Below are 14,654 nucleotides of genomic sequence, written 5' to 3'. Positions count from 1 at the left end.
GCGATATACTGTGCGGAATCATTACGTCCAGAGCGCATGAGCAAAGCGGCCGCCCCACCACTCGAGCTCGCCAGCGCCGATCCCTCGATCGCGCAGGAGATGGCGCGCTGGCTGGCGCATCTCGGCGCCGAACGGCGGCTGTCGCCGAAGACGCTGGAGGCGTACAGCCGCGACTTGCGGCAGTGCCTGGATTTCCTTTGTGCGCATTGGGGCGAGCGCGTGACGCTGAAGCGCTTCGCCGCGCTGGAAGCCACCGACATCCGCGCCTTCATGGCGATGCGGCGCGCCGACGATATTGCCGGCCGTTCCCTGATGCGCGCGCTGGCGGGCCTGCGCTCGTTCGGCCGCTTCCTCGAGCGCGAGGGCAAGGGCAAGGTCGGCGCACTCTCGGCGATCCGCGCGCCGAAGGTCGCAAAGACGCTGCCGAAGCCTCTGCCGATGGCATCGGCAAAGCGCCTGGCCGATGCTGATGAACGCGCCGGCGAGGACCGCGAGACCTGGATTCTGGCGCGCGACGCCGCGGTGATGGCGCTGCTCTATGGATCAGGCCTGCGCATCTCCGAGGCGCTCGGGCTGAAGCGCCGCGAGGTGCCGAGGCCCGGCGAAGGCGACGTGCTCGTCGTCACCGGCAAGGGCAACAAGACGCGCATGGTGCCGGTGCTGCAAAACGTGCTCGCGCTGGTGCAGGAATATGTCGGGATGTGCCCGCATGCGCTGCCGCCGGAGGGACCGATCTTCGTCGGGGCGCGCGGCGGGCCGTTGAGCCCGCGCATCATCCAGCTCGCGATGGAGCGGCTGCGCGGCGCGCTTGGGCTGCCCGACAGCGCCACGCCGCACGCGCTGCGGCATTCCTTCGCCACGCATTTGCTATCGCGCGGCGGCGATCTGCGCGCGATCCAGGAATTGCTTGGCCATTCCTCGCTCTCAACCACGCAGATCTACACCGGTATCGATTCCGAGCGGTTGCTGGAAGTCTATGCGAGCGCGCATCCAAGACGCTAAAAGAGGCGCTGAAAGAGCCGCTGAAGAGCTCGTTGATTCCTGACATCAGGCTGTCATAGCCAGCTCCTGCCCCGCATGCCTCTTGCGCAGGCCGCGCGGTTCGGTCAATCGTGCGGAACCGACACAGGAGGGGATTCATGAGCGCACACGAAAGCATGGAGCACGCCGAGCATGCCGAGCACGCATCCGGCGAGAACAAGAAGATCGCCCTTCTGATCGCGGTGCTGGCGCTGTTCCTGGCGATCTCCGAGACGCTCGGCAAGGGCGCCCAGACCGAGTCGATCAGCAAGAACGTCGAGGCCTCTAATCTCTGGGCGTTCTTCCAAGCCAAGAGCATCCGCCGCACCGTCGTGCAGACCGCCGCCGACCAGGGCAAGCTGACGCTGGGCAGCATCACCGACGACGCCATGAAGGCCGCGGTGCAGAAGCAGATCGACGACTGGCAGAAGACCGCGGCGCGCTACCGCTCCGAGCCCGAGACCGGGGAAGGCACCGAACAGCTCGCCGAGAAAGCCAAGGAGGCCGAGCACGTGCGCGACGAGGCCACCGCGAAATACCATCACTTCGAGCTGGCGTCGGCCGCCTTCCAGATCGGCATCGTGCTGGCATCCGCCACCATCATCACCGGCATACTGCCGCTCGCCTGGATCGCCGGCCTCTTGACGCTCGCCGGGTTAGGCATGACCGTGCTCGGCGCCTGGTTGCCGCATCTGTTGCATCTGCACGGGTGAGGGAGCGTCATACTCCATCGTCGTCCCGGCGAAGGCCGGGACCCATACCGCGTGGTGTATCGATTGCGTTTGGTAGGAGTACCGAACTCCGAGTCTTCGCCAAACTTCTCTCTGGGAGTATGGGTCCCGGCCTTCGCCGGGACGAGAGCTGAGAGTTTGGCGCTCACCGCGCCTCGTGGACGCTCTTGCGAAAGCGCTGGATCAAGCGAAGCGTGCGCGAGGACCAGCCTTCGCCGTTGCCTTTCACCATCTCCCGGATGCGCTGCTTGATCGGTTCGACGAGTTCGGTGGCCTTGGTGCGCAGCCTCAGCACCAGCTCGTAGAGCCGCTCGAACCAGTGCATCTCGAGAAGCTTGTCGCGCGTGACGTCGAACACGAAGGCGGTGACGCCGACGCCGAGCATCTTTGCGAACAGGATCGTGAAGAGCGCACTGGTCCAGTATTCATGCGTGAGCAGCCACAGGCCGACCAGCTTGAGCGGAAACAGCGGAATGATCGGGACGACGAACACGATCAACGTCATCGCCGGGGAGAGCGCATCGACGCGCTCCGACAGCCATTGCTTGAAGCGCGCGAGCGGGATGAGTGCGACAGCCCGCGCAACGATCGGTTCGAGGTGATCCCACAGCCAAGCTTCGATCAGGAAGATGATCGCCAGCAGGACCCAGACCGGTTGAAGAAGGCGGCGCAGCATATGTTTCCCGCCCGATTCGGCTCTGGGCGCGGACCTACATATGGATGGCCCGCTTGCCGACTGCAAGCGCGGCTTCCTTGATGGCTTCCGAGCGGGTCGGATGCGCATGGCAGGTGCGGGCGAGATCTTCCGCACTTCCGCCAAACTCCATCAAGACGCAGGCTTCGTGGATCATTTCGCCGGCCTCAATGCCGATGATGTGCACGCCGAGCACGCGATCGGTCTTCGCATCTGCGAGAATCTTCACAAAGCCGTCAGTGGTCTGATTGACCTTGGAGCGGCCGTTGGCGGTAAAGGGAAACTTCCCGACGGTATAAGCCGCGCCGGCCTGCTTCAGCTCTTCCTCGGTCTTGCCGACGGAGGACACTTCCGGTGTGGTATACACCACGCCTGGGATCACGTCGTAGTTCACGTGGCCGGCCTGCCCCGCGATGATCTCCGCGACCGCAACGCCTTCATCCTCGGCCTTGTGCGCGAGCATGGGGCCGGCGACGACGTCGCCGATGGCGTAGACGCCCTTCAGGCTGGTAGCGAAATGCGGATCGATCTGCACGCGACCCCGATTGTCCAGCGCAACGCCGGCTTCCTTCAGACCGAGACCATCCGTGTACGGCACGCGGCCGATGCAGACCAGCACGACGTCGGCTTCGAGCGTCTCGGCAGCGCCGCCGGCGGCAGGCTCGATCGTCGCCTTCAGCGACTTGCCCGAGGTGTCGACCGCGGTGACCTTGGCCCCTAACTTGAACGCAAAACCCTGCTTCTCGAGGATGCGCTGGAATTGCTTGGCGATCTCGCCGTCCATGCCGGGCAGGATGCGGTCCAGAAATTCGACGACGACGACTTCGGCGCCGAGCCGCTTCCACACCGAGCCGAGCTCGAGGCCGATCACGCCGGCACCGACGATCAGCAGCTTGCCGGGGACCTTGTCCAGCGACAGCGCGCCGGTCGAGGACACGATGCGCTTCTCGTCGATCTCGATGCCCTTGAGGCGCGCGATGTCCGAGCCGGTGGCGATGACGATGTTCCTGGTCTCGATGATCTGCGACTTGCCGTCGGCGGAGACTTCGACCTTGCCGGTGCCCAGGATCTTGCCGGTGCCCTTGAGCACGTCGACCTTGTTCTTCTTCATCAGGAACTCGACGCCCTTGACGTTGCCGTCGATGCCCTGCTGCTTGAAGTTCATCATCGCCGGCAATTCGAGCTTCGGCGCGGAGACGCTGACGCCCATCTTGGCGAAGGAATGGCCTGCTTCCTCGAACATTTCGGAGGCGTGCAGCAGCGCCTTCGACGGCATGCAGCCGACATTGAGACAGGTGCCGCCGAGCGTGGAGTTCTTTTCGACCACGGCGACTTTCATGCCGAGCTGGCTGGCGCGCACCGCGCAGACATAACCGCCAGGTCCGGTGCCGATGACGACGAGATCGTAGGGTGCCATGAGAGAAAGTCCCGTGAGTTTAACGTGGAATGATGCGTCAGCGTCCGCCGGTGCGTCAGCGTCCGCCGGACACATCGAGAATGGCTGAGGTGACGTAGGAGGCATCGTCCGACATCAGCCAGACGATGGCATTGGCGATTTCGTCCGCGGTGCCGACGCGCTTCATCGGCACCATATGGGCTAAGCGATGATGCCGATCGGGCTCACCGCCGGAGGCGTGGATTTCGGTGTCGATCAGGCCTGGACGGATCGCGGCGACGCGGATGCCTTCAGCCGCGACCTCGTAACCGAGCCCGATGGTGAAGGAATCGATCGCGCCCTTCGACGCCGCGTAATCGACGTAGGTATTTGGCGCACCGAGCTTGGCAGCAACCGATGACAGATTGACGATGACGCCGCCCTTGCCGCCATGCTTGGTCGACATCCGTTTGACGGCCTCGCGCGCGCAGAGGATCGAGCCGGTGACGTTGACTGCCATCACGCGCTGGATGCGCTCCGCCGACATCTCGTCGACGCGCACGCCGCTCTGGCCGACGATGCCGCCATTGTTGACGAGCGCGCCGAGCGTGCCGAACTTGTCGGCTTGCTTGAACAGATCGAGGATGTCGCGTTCCTGGGCGACATCGCATTTCACGGGAATCGCCTTGCCATTGCTGGCTTCGATCTCGGCGACCACCTCGTCGGCGGCCGTCTTGTTGCTGGCATAGCCGACGACGACGCGGAAGCCGCGCGCCGCCGCAGCAATCGCGGTCGCCCGCCCGATGCCGCGACTGCCGCCGGTGATGACTACGACTTTATCCGTCATGCCCGCCTCCATGGTTCGACACACGCCGTCGCGCAAAACGGCGACGGCGCTTGCAGAGCATCAGCGATCAGAGATCGAGCACCAGGCGCGCCGGATCTTCCAGGCTTTCCTTGACGCGAACCAGGAAGGTGACGGCCTCCTTGCCGTCGATCACGCGGTGATCGTAGGACAACGCCAGATACATCATCGGGCGAACCTCGACCTTGCCGCCGACAACCATCGGCCGCTCCTGGATCTTGTGCATGCCGAGGATGCCGGACTGCGGCGCGTTCAGGATCGGGGTCGACATCAGCGAGCCGTAGATGCCGCCATTGGTGATGGTGAAGGTGCCGCCCTGCATCTCGTCGATCTTGAGCTGGCCGTCACGGGCGCGGCGGCCGAAATCGGCGATGCCCTTCTCGATGTCGGCGATCGACTTGTTGTCGCAGTCGCGCACCACCGGCACGACGAGGCCCTTGTCGGTGCCGACGGCGACGCCGATGTGATAGTAATTCTTGTAGATCAAATCGGTGCCGTCGATCTCGGCGTTGACGGCCGGGATGTCCTTCAGGCCCTGCACGACGGCCTTGGTGAAGAAGCCCATGAAGCCGAGCTTCGAGCCGTGCTTCTTCTCGAACGCGTCCTTGTAGTGGGCGCGCAGCGCCATCACGTTGGTCATGTCGACCTCGTTGAAGGTCGTGAGCATCGCGGCCGTGTTCTGCACGTCCTTGAGGCGGCGCGCGATGGTCTGGCGCAGGCGGGTCATCTTGACGCGCTCTTCGCGGGCGGCGTCATCGGCTGGCGACGGCGCGCGAACCTGCACGGCGGCGGCGGGCTGGTTGACCGGGGTCGGCGCGGAGGCCGCACGCTCGATCGCGGCGAGCATGTCGCCCTTGGTGACACGGCCATCCTTGCCGGAGCCCGGAACGGTGGAAGCGTCGATACCGGTCTCGGCGGAAAGCTTGCGCACGGACGGGGCGAGCGGCGTATCGGCCGGCGGCACCTTCGGCGCAGCAGCAGCCGAAGCCGCGGCGGCCGGCGCAGCAGCGGCGGGCTTGGCGGGCGCAGCGGCCGGCTTGGCGCCGGCGGCACCGTCGGTGATCTGGCCGAGCAGCGCGCCGACCGCAACCGTCGTGCCATCAGCGGCGATGATCTCGCTCAGCGTGCCGGCAGAGGGTGCGGGGACTTCGATGGTGACCTTGTCGGTCTCGAGCTCCACCAAGGGCTCGTCGACGGCGACGGCGTCGCCGGCCTTCTTGAACCAGCGGCCGATGGTGGCCTCGGTGACGGATTCGCCGAGCGTCGGCACACGAATTTCAGTCATGGTCTTTTCCTTAAGGAGATCGCCAATGCGGTCGTGAAATCGGGGAAGCATCGGCCGGCGAAAAGCAGGCCATCCAGCAAGCCGGGACGCATCGCATGTACGAGAACGTCACGTCTTGCTGGATGCCCCGCTCTTGTGCGCAATTGCGCACTGGGAGCGGGGCATGACGCAGTTCGAAAAAGTTCAGCTCAGTGCTTCGTCCAGGAACGCCTTCAGCTGCGCCTGATGCTTGGACATCAGACCAGTGGCGGTCGCAGCGGAAGCGGCGCGGCCGACATAACGCGGACGCCGGCTCACGCCGTTCACCTGGTTCAGCACCCATTCCAGATAAGGCTCGATGAAGTGCCACGCACCCATGTTGCGCGGCTCTTCCTGGCACCAGATCACTTCGGCCTTCTTGAAGCGGGACAGCTCGGCCACCAGCGCCTTCAACGGCACGGGATAGAGCTGCTCGACGCGCATCAAATAGATGTCGTCGATGCCGCGCTTCTCGCGCTCCTCGTAGAGGTCGTAATAGACCTTGCCCGAGCACAGCACGATGCGGCGGATCTTGTCGTCCGGAACGAGTTTGATCGCCTCGTTCGGCAGCATCTGGGCGTCATCATAGAGGATGCGGTGGAAGGTCGTGCCCTTGGCGAGCTCCTCGAGACGCGACACGGCGCGCTTGTGGCGCAGCAGCGATTTCGGCGTCATCACGATCAGCGGCTTGCGGATTTCGCGATGGAGCTGGCGGCGCAGCACGTGGAAGTAGTTCGCCGGCGTGGTCGGATAGACCACCTGCATGTTGTCTTCCGCGCACATCTGCAGATAACGCTCCAGACGCGCCGAGGAATGCTCCGGTCCCTGGCCCTCATAGCCGTGCGGCAAGAGGCAGACGAGACCGGACATGCGCAGCCATTTGCGCTCGCCCGAGGAGATGAACTGGTCGAACACGACCTGCGCGCCATTGGCGAAGTCGCCGAACTGGGCTTCCCAAAGGGTCAGCGTATTCGGCTCGGCGAGCGAATAGCCGTACTCGAAGCCGAGCACGGCCTCTTCCGACAGCAGCGAGTTGATGACCTCGTAATGGCCCTGCTCATGGCCGAGATGGTTGTACGGCGTGTAGCGGCTCTCGTCCTCCTGGTCGATCAGGACCGAATGACGCTGCGAGAAGGTGCCGCGCTCCGAATCCTGTCCGGACAGGCGGACGTGATGGTTTTCGTTGAGCAGTGTGCAGAACGCCAGCGCCTCGCCGGTCGCCCAGTCGATTCCCGCACCGGTGTCGATCGCCTTCGAGCGGTTCTCGAGGAAACGCTGGATGGTGCGGTGGACGCGGAAGCCGTCCGGCACCTTGGTGATCTTGCGGCCGATATCCTTCAGCTCGGCGACATCGACGCCGGTGACGCCGCGCCGCGCATCCTCTTCCTGGTCGGCGATCTTGAAGCCGGCCCATTTGCCGTCCAGCCAGTCGGCCTTGTTGGGCTTGTAGCCGGAGCCGGCTTCGAGCTCGGCATCGAGCCGCGCGCGCCAATCCGCCTTAGCCTTCTCGACCTCGCCCTCGGTCAAGACGCCTTCGCCGATCAGGCGGCGGGAGTAGAGCTCGAGCGTCGTCGGATGAGCCGCGATCTTCTTGTACATCACCGGCTGGGTGAACGCCGGCTCGTCACCCTCGTTATGGCCATGCCTGCGGTAGCAGAACATGTCGATGACGACCGGCTTGTGGAACTTCTGCCGGAATTCGGTCGCGACCTTGGCCGCGAACACCACGGCTTCCGGATCGTCGCCGTTCACGTGGAAGATCGGCGCGTCGATCATCTTCGCCACATCAGACGGATAGGGCGAGGAGCGCGAGTAACGCGGATAGGTGGTGAAGCCGATCTGGTTGTTGACGATGAAGTGCACGGAGCCGCCGGTGCGGTAGCCCTTCAGATCCGACAGGCCAAAACATTCCGCGACTACGCCCTGGCCGGCGAACGCCGCGTCGCCATGCATCAAAAGCGGCATCACCGAGATGCGCTGGTCCGGGGGATCGCCGTGCTGATCCTGCTTGGCGCGGACTTTTCCGAGCACGACGGGATCGACGATCTCGAGATGCGAGGGGTTCGCGGTCAGCGACAGATGGATGCGGTTGCCGTCGAACTCGCGGTCCGAGGACGCGCCGAGGTGATACTTGACGTCGCCCGAGCCTTCGACCGCGTCCGGGTTGGCCGAGCCGCCCTTGAACTCGTGGAACAGGGCGCGATGCGGCTTGCCCATCACCTGCGTCAGCACGTTGAGGCGGCCGCGATGCGGCATGCCGACCACGACTTCCTTCACGCCGAGATTGCCGCCGCGCTTGATGATCTGCTCGAGCGCCGGGATCAGCGATTCAGCGCCGTCGAGACCGAAGCGCTTGGTGCCGGTGAATTTGGTGTCGCAGAACTTCTCGAAGCCCTCGGCTTCGACCAGCTTCATCAGGATGGCACGCCGGCCTTCGCGGGTGAACGAGATCTCCTTGTCCGGACCCTCGATGCGCTCCTGGATCCAGGCCTTCTGCGCGGCATTGCTGATGTGCATGAATTCGACGCCGAGCGTCTGGCAGTAGGTCCGCTCGCAGATCGCGGTGATTTCGCGCAAGCTGGCGTATTCGAGACCGAGCACGTGATCGAGGAAGATCTTGCGGTCGAAATCGGCCTCACTGAAGCCGTAGGTGCGCGGATCGAGCTCTTCGCGGTTGCGCGGAGCTTCGATGCCGAGCGGATCGAGTTTGGCGTGGAAATGGCCGCGCATGCGGTAGGCGCGGATCAGCATCAGGGCGCGAACGGAGTCGCGCGTGGCCTGGAGCAGGTCGGCGGAGGAGAAGTCGGCGCCTTTGTCGCCGCCCTTGGTCTGCGCCTTGGCGGCGATCTTGCTGCCGACCACCTTCTCGACTTCGGCCCAGTTGCCGTCCAGGGCGGAGGTCAAATCGTCCTGCGGGGTCGGCGGCCAGTTGGCGCGCTCCCAGGACGGGCCTTGGGCGTTCTTGCGGACGTCGTCCGGCTGGTCCTTCAGGCTCTTGAAGAACTCCTGCCACTCGGCGTCGACCGAGGACGGATCCTTTTCGTAGCGGGCGTAGATTTCGTCGATGTAGGTGGCGTTGGTGCCCTGCAAAAAGGAAGAGAGGGCAAAGGCTGCGTTCGCGTCTTGGCGAGACATACTTGAGTTCCTGGCGATTTCGGTTCGCGCATAACAAACGGCGCTGGCGCTGAGCTCCCCGGCAGAGGCTCAGCGCGACAGGCACCATTTATCCTATTTGCTGCGAAACTTCGCCCGGAAAAGTACGAAGGAGTGAATTAGCCCTTCAACTTTTCGGCAAGCGTGTGGCCGAGGCGGGCGGGAGACGGCGAGACTGTAATTCCTGCCGATTTCATCGCGTCGGTCTTGGAACCGGCGTCGCCCTTGCCGCCCGAGATGATCGCGCCGGCATGACCCATGCGGCGGCCGGGAGGCGCCGTGACACCAGCGATGAAACCGACCATCGGCTTGGTGCGGCCCCGCTTGGCCTCGTCCTTGAGGAACTGGGCGGCGTCCTCCTCGGCGGAACCGCCGATCTCGCCGATCATGATGATCGACTCGGTCTTGGGGTCGCCGAGCAGCATTTCCAGCACGTCGATGAACTCGGTTCCCTTGACCGGGTCGCCGCCGATGCCGACCGCGGTGGTCTGGCCGAGGCCTTCCTGGGACGTCTGGAACACCGCTTCATAGGTCAGCGTGCCGGAGCGGGAGACGATGCCGACGCTGCCGGTCTTGAAGATATTGGCCGGCATGATGCCGATCTTGCACTCGCCGGCGGTCATGACGCCCGGGCAGTTCGGCCCGATCAGGCGCGACTTGGAGGCAGCCAGCGAGCGCTTCACGCGGACCATGTCGATCACGGGAATGCCTTCGGTGATGCAGACGATCAGCGGGATCTCGGCGTCGATGGCTTCGCAGATCGCGTCCGCAGCACCCGGCGGCGGCACGTAGATCACGGACGCATCGGCGCCGGTCTTCTCACGCGCTTCGCGCACGGTGTCGAACACCGGCAGTCCCAGATGCGTCGCGCCGCCTTTGCCCGGCGAAGTGCCGCCGACCATCTTGGTGCCATAGGCAATCGCGGCCTCCGAGTGGAAGGTGCCGTTCTTGCCGGTAAAGCCCTGGCAGATGACCTTGGTGTTCTTGTCGATCAGGATGGACATGAGGTCTGCTTTCGCGAAACTAACGAGTGAGAGGTCAGTGGATGCGGCGGTAGACGCCGGTGAGCACGTCGGCCCAGCCTTCCGCGTCCGGCGAGAACTGGATCTTCAACGAATAGGAATTGTCGTCGATGATTCCGTAGACGTGGCGCGCATTGCCGCGGAGCGAGCCGCGCACCAGCGTCAGGGTCTTGCCGACCCACCCGCCGGAAGCGGGCGAGGGCGGCGTGTAGCCGAGCGAGTCGTACCAGAACAATTTATAGGTCCGGTCCTCGCGATCGTAGGTGAAGAGGCCATGGGTCGCGAAGATCGGCTTGCCGTCGCGCGTCTGCACCGAGTCCTGGATCAGGTAGAACCCGTTGAGATCCATGCGCGCGACGGTATGCGAGGTGGCCGGCCCGCCGGCAGTCCAGCGCGACGGGAAGACCATCTCTTCGCCATTCCATTCGCCGGCGAACGCGGCGAGGCGCGTATGCTCTGCAAGCGGAGATGATGCGGCGAGATGGTCCTGGGTCATGGCCTTAGCCTCCCTTGACGGCCTTCACGATCTTCTGCGCGGCGTCGTCGAGATTGTCGGCCGGCACCACGTTCAGGCCGGACTCACGGATGATCTTCTTGCCGAGTTCGACATTGGTGCCTTCGAGGCGAACCACTAGCGGCACGCTGAGACCGACTTCACGCACCGCGGCGGTGACGCCCTCGGCGATCACGTCGCACTTCATGATGCCACCGAAGATGTTGACCAGGATGCCCTTCACGTTGGGATCGGCGGTGATGATCTTGAAGGCGGCTGCGACCTTCTCCTTGCTGGCGCTGCCGCCGACGTCGAGGAAGTTCGCCGGCGCCATGCCGTAGAGCTTGATGATGTCCATCGTCGCCATGGCGAGACCGGCGCCGTTGACCATGCAGCCGATATTGCCGTCGAGCGTGACGTAGTTGAGGTCGTATTTCGACGCCTCGATTTCCTTGGCGTCTTCCTCGGTCTCGTCGCGCAGCGCGAGCACTTCGGGATGACGGAACAGCGCGTTGTCGTCGAACGACACCTTGGCGTCGAGCACGCGGAGCTGCCCCTGCTTGGTCACGACCAGCGGATTGATCTCCAGCATCGACATGTCCTTGGCGACGAAGGCGGCGTAGAGCTGCGCGGTGAGCTTCTCGGCCTGCTTGGCGAGATCGCCGGAGAGCTTCAGCGCGTTCGCCACGGTGCGGCCGTGATGGCCCATGATGCCGGTGGCGGGATCGACCGAGAAGGTCACGATCTTCTCGGGGCTGTTGTGCGCAACGTCCTCGATGTTGACGCCGCCTTCGGTCGAGACGACGAAGGAGACGCGCGAGGTCTCGCGGTCGACCAGGATCGACAGATAGAATTCCTTGTCGATGTCGGAGCCGTCCTCGATGTAGAGGCGGTTGACCTGCTTGCCGGCGGGGCCGGTCTGGATCGTCACCAGCGTGGCGCCGAGCATCTGCTTGGCGAATTCGGTGACTTCGGCTGCCGACTTGGCGATGCGGACACCGCCCTTGTCGCCGGCCGAGGCTTCCTTGAACTTGCCCTTGCCGCGGCCGCCGGCATGGATCTGGCTCTTCACCACCCAGACCGGGCCGGGCAAGGCCTTGGTAGCGGCTTCCGCGTCGGCCGCCTTCAGGACCGGAACGCCCTTCGAGATCGCCACGCCGAACTCGTTCAGCAGCGCTTTGGCCTGATATTCATGGATATTCATGTAGTCGCTCCCTGAATCCGCGGGCGATGGCCTCTCAGGCCCACCTCAGTCTTGTGGCTGGCATACCACATACCACAGGAACTACAACCCGGATTCTCTGACATCGAAATCTCTGGACTGCCGACCCGGAACTCGCCCGACGCGAGCCCCGGAAATGAAACCGCCGAAGACCGGGTTTCGATCTTCGGCGGGGATTGCTCTCGCTTAGCGGCCGAGAAGATCAGGTGCGATCTTCTTGCAGGCGTCAACCAGACCCTGCACCGCGCCGACCGACTTGTCGAAGGCCTCGCGGTCCTTGCCGGCAAGCTCGATTTCGACGACGCGCTCGACGCCCTTGGAGCCGATCACGACGGGCACGCCGACATACATGTCCTTCACGCCGTATTCGCCGTTGAGATAGGCGGCCGAGGCCAGCACGCGCTTCTTGTCGCGCAGATAGCTCTCGGCCATCGCGATCGCGGAGGCGGCCGGGGCGTAGAAGGCCGAGCCCGTCTTAAGCAGATTGACGATCTCGGCGCCGCCGTTGCGGGTGCGGTCGACGATCTCGTCGAGGCGTGCCTGCGAGGTCCAGCCCATCTTGACGAGGTCGGGCAGCGGGATGCCGGCAACGGTGGAGTACTTCACCAGCGGCACCATGGTGTCGCCGTGACCGCCGAGCACGAAGGCGGTGACGTCTTCGACCGAGACGTTGAACTCGTCGGCCAGGAAGTAGCGGAAGCGCGAGGAATCCAGCACGCCGGCCATGCCGACAACCTTCTTGTGCGGCAGGCCCGAAGCCTTCTGGAGCGCCCACACCATCGCATCGAGCGGGTTGGTGATGCAGATGACGAAAGCGTCGGGGGCATACTTCTTGATGCCTGCGCCAACCTGCTCCATGACCTTGAGGTTGATGGAGAGGAGGTCGTCGCGGCTCATGCCGGGCTTGCGCGGCACGCCAGCGGTGACGATACAGACTTTCGCGTTATCGAGCGCCTCGTAGGAGTTGGCGCCGGTGTAGTGCGCGTCAAAGCCGTCGACCGGCGAGGACTGCGCGATGTCGAGCGCCTTGCCCTGCGGCACCCCCTCGGCGATGTCGAACATCACGACGTCGCCCAGTTCTTTCAGGCCGATGAGGTGAGCCAGCGTTCCGCCGATCTGGCCGGAGCCAATCAAAGCAATCTTGTCGCGCGCCATGTGAACCTGTCCTTTAGACACGTGAGGAGGGGAAAACTGGATGGGTGGTTATCCCTTTCGCTTCCCCCGTTCAAGTCGGGGGATGCTCAATTGTCGGGCTTGGCGAGATGGGAGCCAGCATGCCCCCTCCGTCATTCCGGGATGCGCCGACAGGCGCAGGGCCGGAATCCATCGGGCGGCAGAGTTGGTTGCGCGATGGATTCCGGGCTCGCGACTTTGTCGCGCCCGGAATGGCACCGGCAAGAGCGGCGAGACTAGGACTTAAGTCTCCACCAGGCCCTTGGTGGAGCCGCTGGCGGTGGAATCCTTGCGGCCGTGAGGCAGCGCCAGATAGGATTCCGAGCTCATTTCGATCAGGCGCGACGACGTCCGCTTGAACTCGTTGGCCTCGTTGCCTTCGTGGGCGAGATAGAGCGAGATCGGGTTGGCATCGGCCGAGGCCATCAACTTCACGGCATTGTCATAGAGCGTGTCGATCAGCGTGATGAAACGCTTGGCGGCGTTGCGCTGGGAGAGGTCCATCACTGGAATACGGTCGACCAGGACGGTGTGATAGTCGTGCGCCAGCCTGAGGTAGTCGGATGCACCTAACGGCTTCTCGCAGAGATCGACGAACGAGAAGCGCGCCACGCCATGGGCCGAGCACGGCACGTGCAGGATGCGGCCCTTGATCGAAATATCGCGCGACTTGCATTTGGCACCGCCGGTCATCTTCGACCAGGCGCGATCGAGCGCGGTGTCGGCGTCTCCGTCGGCCGGCGTCAGCCACATCGGCACGCCCTGAAGTTTCTCCAGCCGGAAATCGGTGCGCGCGTCCAGCCGCAGCACGTCCATGTGGTCGGTGATCTGCTTGATGAAGGGCAGGAATAGCGCGCGGTTCAAGCCGCCCTTGTAGAGATCGTCGGGCGCGACGTTGGAGGTCGCGACCACGACGGTGCCGAGCTCGAACAGCTTTGCGAACAGGCGTCCCAGGATCATCGCGTCCGCGATGTCGGTGACGTGGAATTCGTCGAAGCAGAGCAGCCAGCTCTCCTCGAAGATCGCGTGCGCCGTCAGCGCGATGACGTCGCCATCGGCCGTCTCGCCCCGCGCGATGCTCTGGCGATAATCGTAGATGCGCTCGTGTACGTCGGCCATGAATTCGTGGAAATGCGCGCGCCGCTTGTGGTCGATGGTGCAGTGCTGGAAGAACAGATCCATCAGCATGGTCTTGCCGCGGCCGACCTCGCCATGGACATAGAGCCCGCGTGGCGCCTCATCCTTGTCGCCGTTGCTGAACAGGCGGGCGAGCAGCCCCTGCTTGCGCGGTGGCTTGTAGTTCGCGAGCCGCAGGTCGAGCGCCGCATAGGCCTCTGCGATTTCGGCTTGCGCGGCATCGGGTTCGATCGCGCCGGACGCGATCTGGGCCTGATAGGCTTCGCTGAAGGAGGAATTTTGGGTGGAGAGCATCGCTCTTTACCGCCAGAGACCGGCGGAAATTGCAACTGCGTATTGGCGCAACGGCTTATGCGTCCGGTTCTTCGCGGGCAGATGGCGCAGGGTGGATAAGAACCGACGCGTAGGTGTTGGGGTCAGCCGAACGGATCTATTCTTGCGCTCAGCCGGGCTAGAATATACCTAT

General features: G+C 64.1%; 12 protein-coding genes. 2 read left to right on the top strand and 10 right to left on the bottom strand.

The window, feature by feature from the left end:
* The first annotated feature begins 36 nt into the window (after positions 1-36).
* A complete protein-coding gene (locus tag JJE66_RS11445) occupies positions 37-1,002 on the top strand; it encodes a tyrosine recombinase XerC (RefSeq protein ID WP_200514371.1) in 966 nt (321 codons plus the stop codon).
* A 137-nt stretch (positions 1,003-1,139) separates the two neighbouring features.
* On the top strand, positions 1,140-1,733 hold the full coding sequence (locus tag JJE66_RS11440; RefSeq protein ID WP_200514370.1) for a DUF4337 domain-containing protein: 594 nt from the start codon (positions 1,140-1,142) through the stop codon (positions 1,731-1,733).
* A 163-nt stretch (positions 1,734-1,896) separates the two neighbouring features.
* Here the strand turns inward: JJE66_RS11440 and JJE66_RS11435 are convergent, their stop codons facing one another.
* The 10 genes from JJE66_RS11435 to zapE form a co-directional block, all read right to left on the bottom strand.
* On the bottom strand, positions 1,897-2,427 hold the full coding sequence (locus tag JJE66_RS11435) for a hypothetical protein (RefSeq protein ID WP_200514369.1): 531 nt from the start codon (positions 2,425-2,427) through the stop codon (positions 1,897-1,899).
* Between the two features lie 34 nt (positions 2,428-2,461).
* Positions 2,462-3,862 (bottom strand): dihydrolipoyl dehydrogenase, encoded by a 1,401-nt coding sequence (gene lpdA / locus JJE66_RS11430; protein ID WP_200514368.1) that lies wholly within the window; start codon positions 3,860-3,862, stop codon positions 2,462-2,464.
* A 55-nt stretch (positions 3,863-3,917) separates the two neighbouring features.
* Entirely contained in the window at positions 3,918-4,667 is a 750-nt protein-coding gene (locus tag JJE66_RS11425) for an SDR family oxidoreductase (protein WP_200514367.1), read from the bottom strand.
* A 67-nt stretch (positions 4,668-4,734) separates the two neighbouring features.
* Complete coding sequence (odhB, locus tag JJE66_RS11420; protein ID WP_200514366.1) at positions 4,735-5,970, bottom strand: 2-oxoglutarate dehydrogenase complex dihydrolipoyllysine-residue succinyltransferase; 1,236 nt, start codon at positions 5,968-5,970, stop codon at positions 4,735-4,737.
* A 183-nt stretch (positions 5,971-6,153) separates the two neighbouring features.
* Positions 6,154-9,123, bottom strand: a complete 2,970-nt coding sequence (locus JJE66_RS11415) for a 2-oxoglutarate dehydrogenase E1 component (RefSeq protein ID WP_200514365.1) — start codon at positions 9,121-9,123, stop codon at positions 6,154-6,156.
* 137 nt (positions 9,124-9,260) lie between these two features.
* A complete protein-coding gene (sucD, locus tag JJE66_RS11410) occupies positions 9,261-10,145 on the bottom strand; it encodes a succinate--CoA ligase subunit alpha (RefSeq protein WP_200514364.1) in 885 nt (294 codons plus the stop codon).
* A gap of 34 nt (positions 10,146-10,179) precedes the next feature.
* The gene (locus JJE66_RS11405; RefSeq protein WP_200514363.1) at positions 10,180-10,659 is read right to left on the bottom strand and encodes a DUF1579 family protein; all 480 of its coding nucleotides are present in this window, start codon (positions 10,657-10,659) and stop codon (positions 10,180-10,182) included.
* A 4-nt stretch (positions 10,660-10,663) separates the two neighbouring features.
* The gene (gene sucC / locus JJE66_RS11400; protein WP_200514362.1) at positions 10,664-11,860 is read right to left on the bottom strand and encodes an ADP-forming succinate--CoA ligase subunit beta; all 1,197 of its coding nucleotides are present in this window, start codon (positions 11,858-11,860) and stop codon (positions 10,664-10,666) included.
* Positions 11,861-12,064: 204 nt separating this feature from the next.
* Positions 12,065-13,033 (bottom strand): malate dehydrogenase, encoded by a 969-nt coding sequence (mdh, locus tag JJE66_RS11395; RefSeq protein WP_027533317.1) that lies wholly within the window; start codon positions 13,031-13,033, stop codon positions 12,065-12,067.
* 261 nt (positions 13,034-13,294) lie between these two features.
* Positions 13,295-14,482: a cell division protein ZapE gene (zapE, locus tag JJE66_RS11390; RefSeq protein WP_200514361.1), complete on the bottom strand. Its 1,188-nt coding sequence runs from the start codon at positions 14,480-14,482 to the stop codon at positions 13,295-13,297.
* Positions 14,483-14,654 lie beyond the last annotated feature (172 nt).

Source organism: Bradyrhizobium diazoefficiens, from assembly GCF_016612535.1.
Lineage (GTDB): Bacteria > Pseudomonadota > Alphaproteobacteria > Rhizobiales > Xanthobacteraceae > Bradyrhizobium > Bradyrhizobium diazoefficiens_C.
Note: the sequence above shows the minus strand (reverse complement) of the source record. Positions and strands in the feature narration are given on the sequence as shown.

Excerpts from the sequence above, each read along its gene's own strand:
- JJE66_RS11415 (WP_200514365.1), bottom strand. The coding sequence starts at position 9,123 with ATGTCTCGCCAAGACGCGAACGCAGCCTTTGCCCTCTCTTCCTTTTTG.
- lpdA (WP_200514368.1), bottom strand. The coding sequence starts at position 3,862 with ATGGCACCCTACGATCTCGTCGTCATCGGCACCGGACCTGGCGGTTAT.
- sucD (WP_200514364.1), bottom strand. The coding sequence starts at position 10,145 with ATGTCCATCCTGATCGACAAGAACACCAAGGTCATCTGCCAGGGCTTT.
- mdh (WP_027533317.1), bottom strand. The coding sequence starts at position 13,033 with ATGGCGCGCGACAAGATTGCTTTGATTGGCTCCGGCCAGATCGGCGGA.
- JJE66_RS11405 (WP_200514363.1), bottom strand. The coding sequence starts at position 10,659 with ATGACCCAGGACCATCTCGCCGCATCATCTCCGCTTGCAGAGCATACG.
- JJE66_RS11440 (WP_200514370.1), top strand. The coding sequence starts at position 1,140 with ATGAGCGCACACGAAAGCATGGAGCACGCCGAGCATGCCGAGCACGCA.
- JJE66_RS11445 (WP_200514371.1), top strand. The coding sequence starts at position 37 with ATGAGCAAAGCGGCCGCCCCACCACTCGAGCTCGCCAGCGCCGATCCC.
- zapE (WP_200514361.1), bottom strand. The coding sequence starts at position 14,482 with ATGCTCTCCACCCAAAATTCCTCCTTCAGCGAAGCCTATCAGGCCCAG.
- JJE66_RS11435 (WP_200514369.1), bottom strand. The coding sequence starts at position 2,427 with ATGCTGCGCCGCCTTCTTCAACCGGTCTGGGTCCTGCTGGCGATCATC.
- odhB (WP_200514366.1), bottom strand. The coding sequence starts at position 5,970 with ATGACTGAAATTCGTGTGCCGACGCTCGGCGAATCCGTCACCGAGGCC.
- JJE66_RS11425 (WP_200514367.1), bottom strand. The coding sequence starts at position 4,667 with ATGACGGATAAAGTCGTAGTCATCACCGGCGGCAGTCGCGGCATCGGG.
- sucC (WP_200514362.1), bottom strand. The coding sequence starts at position 11,860 with ATGAATATCCATGAATATCAGGCCAAAGCGCTGCTGAACGAGTTCGGC.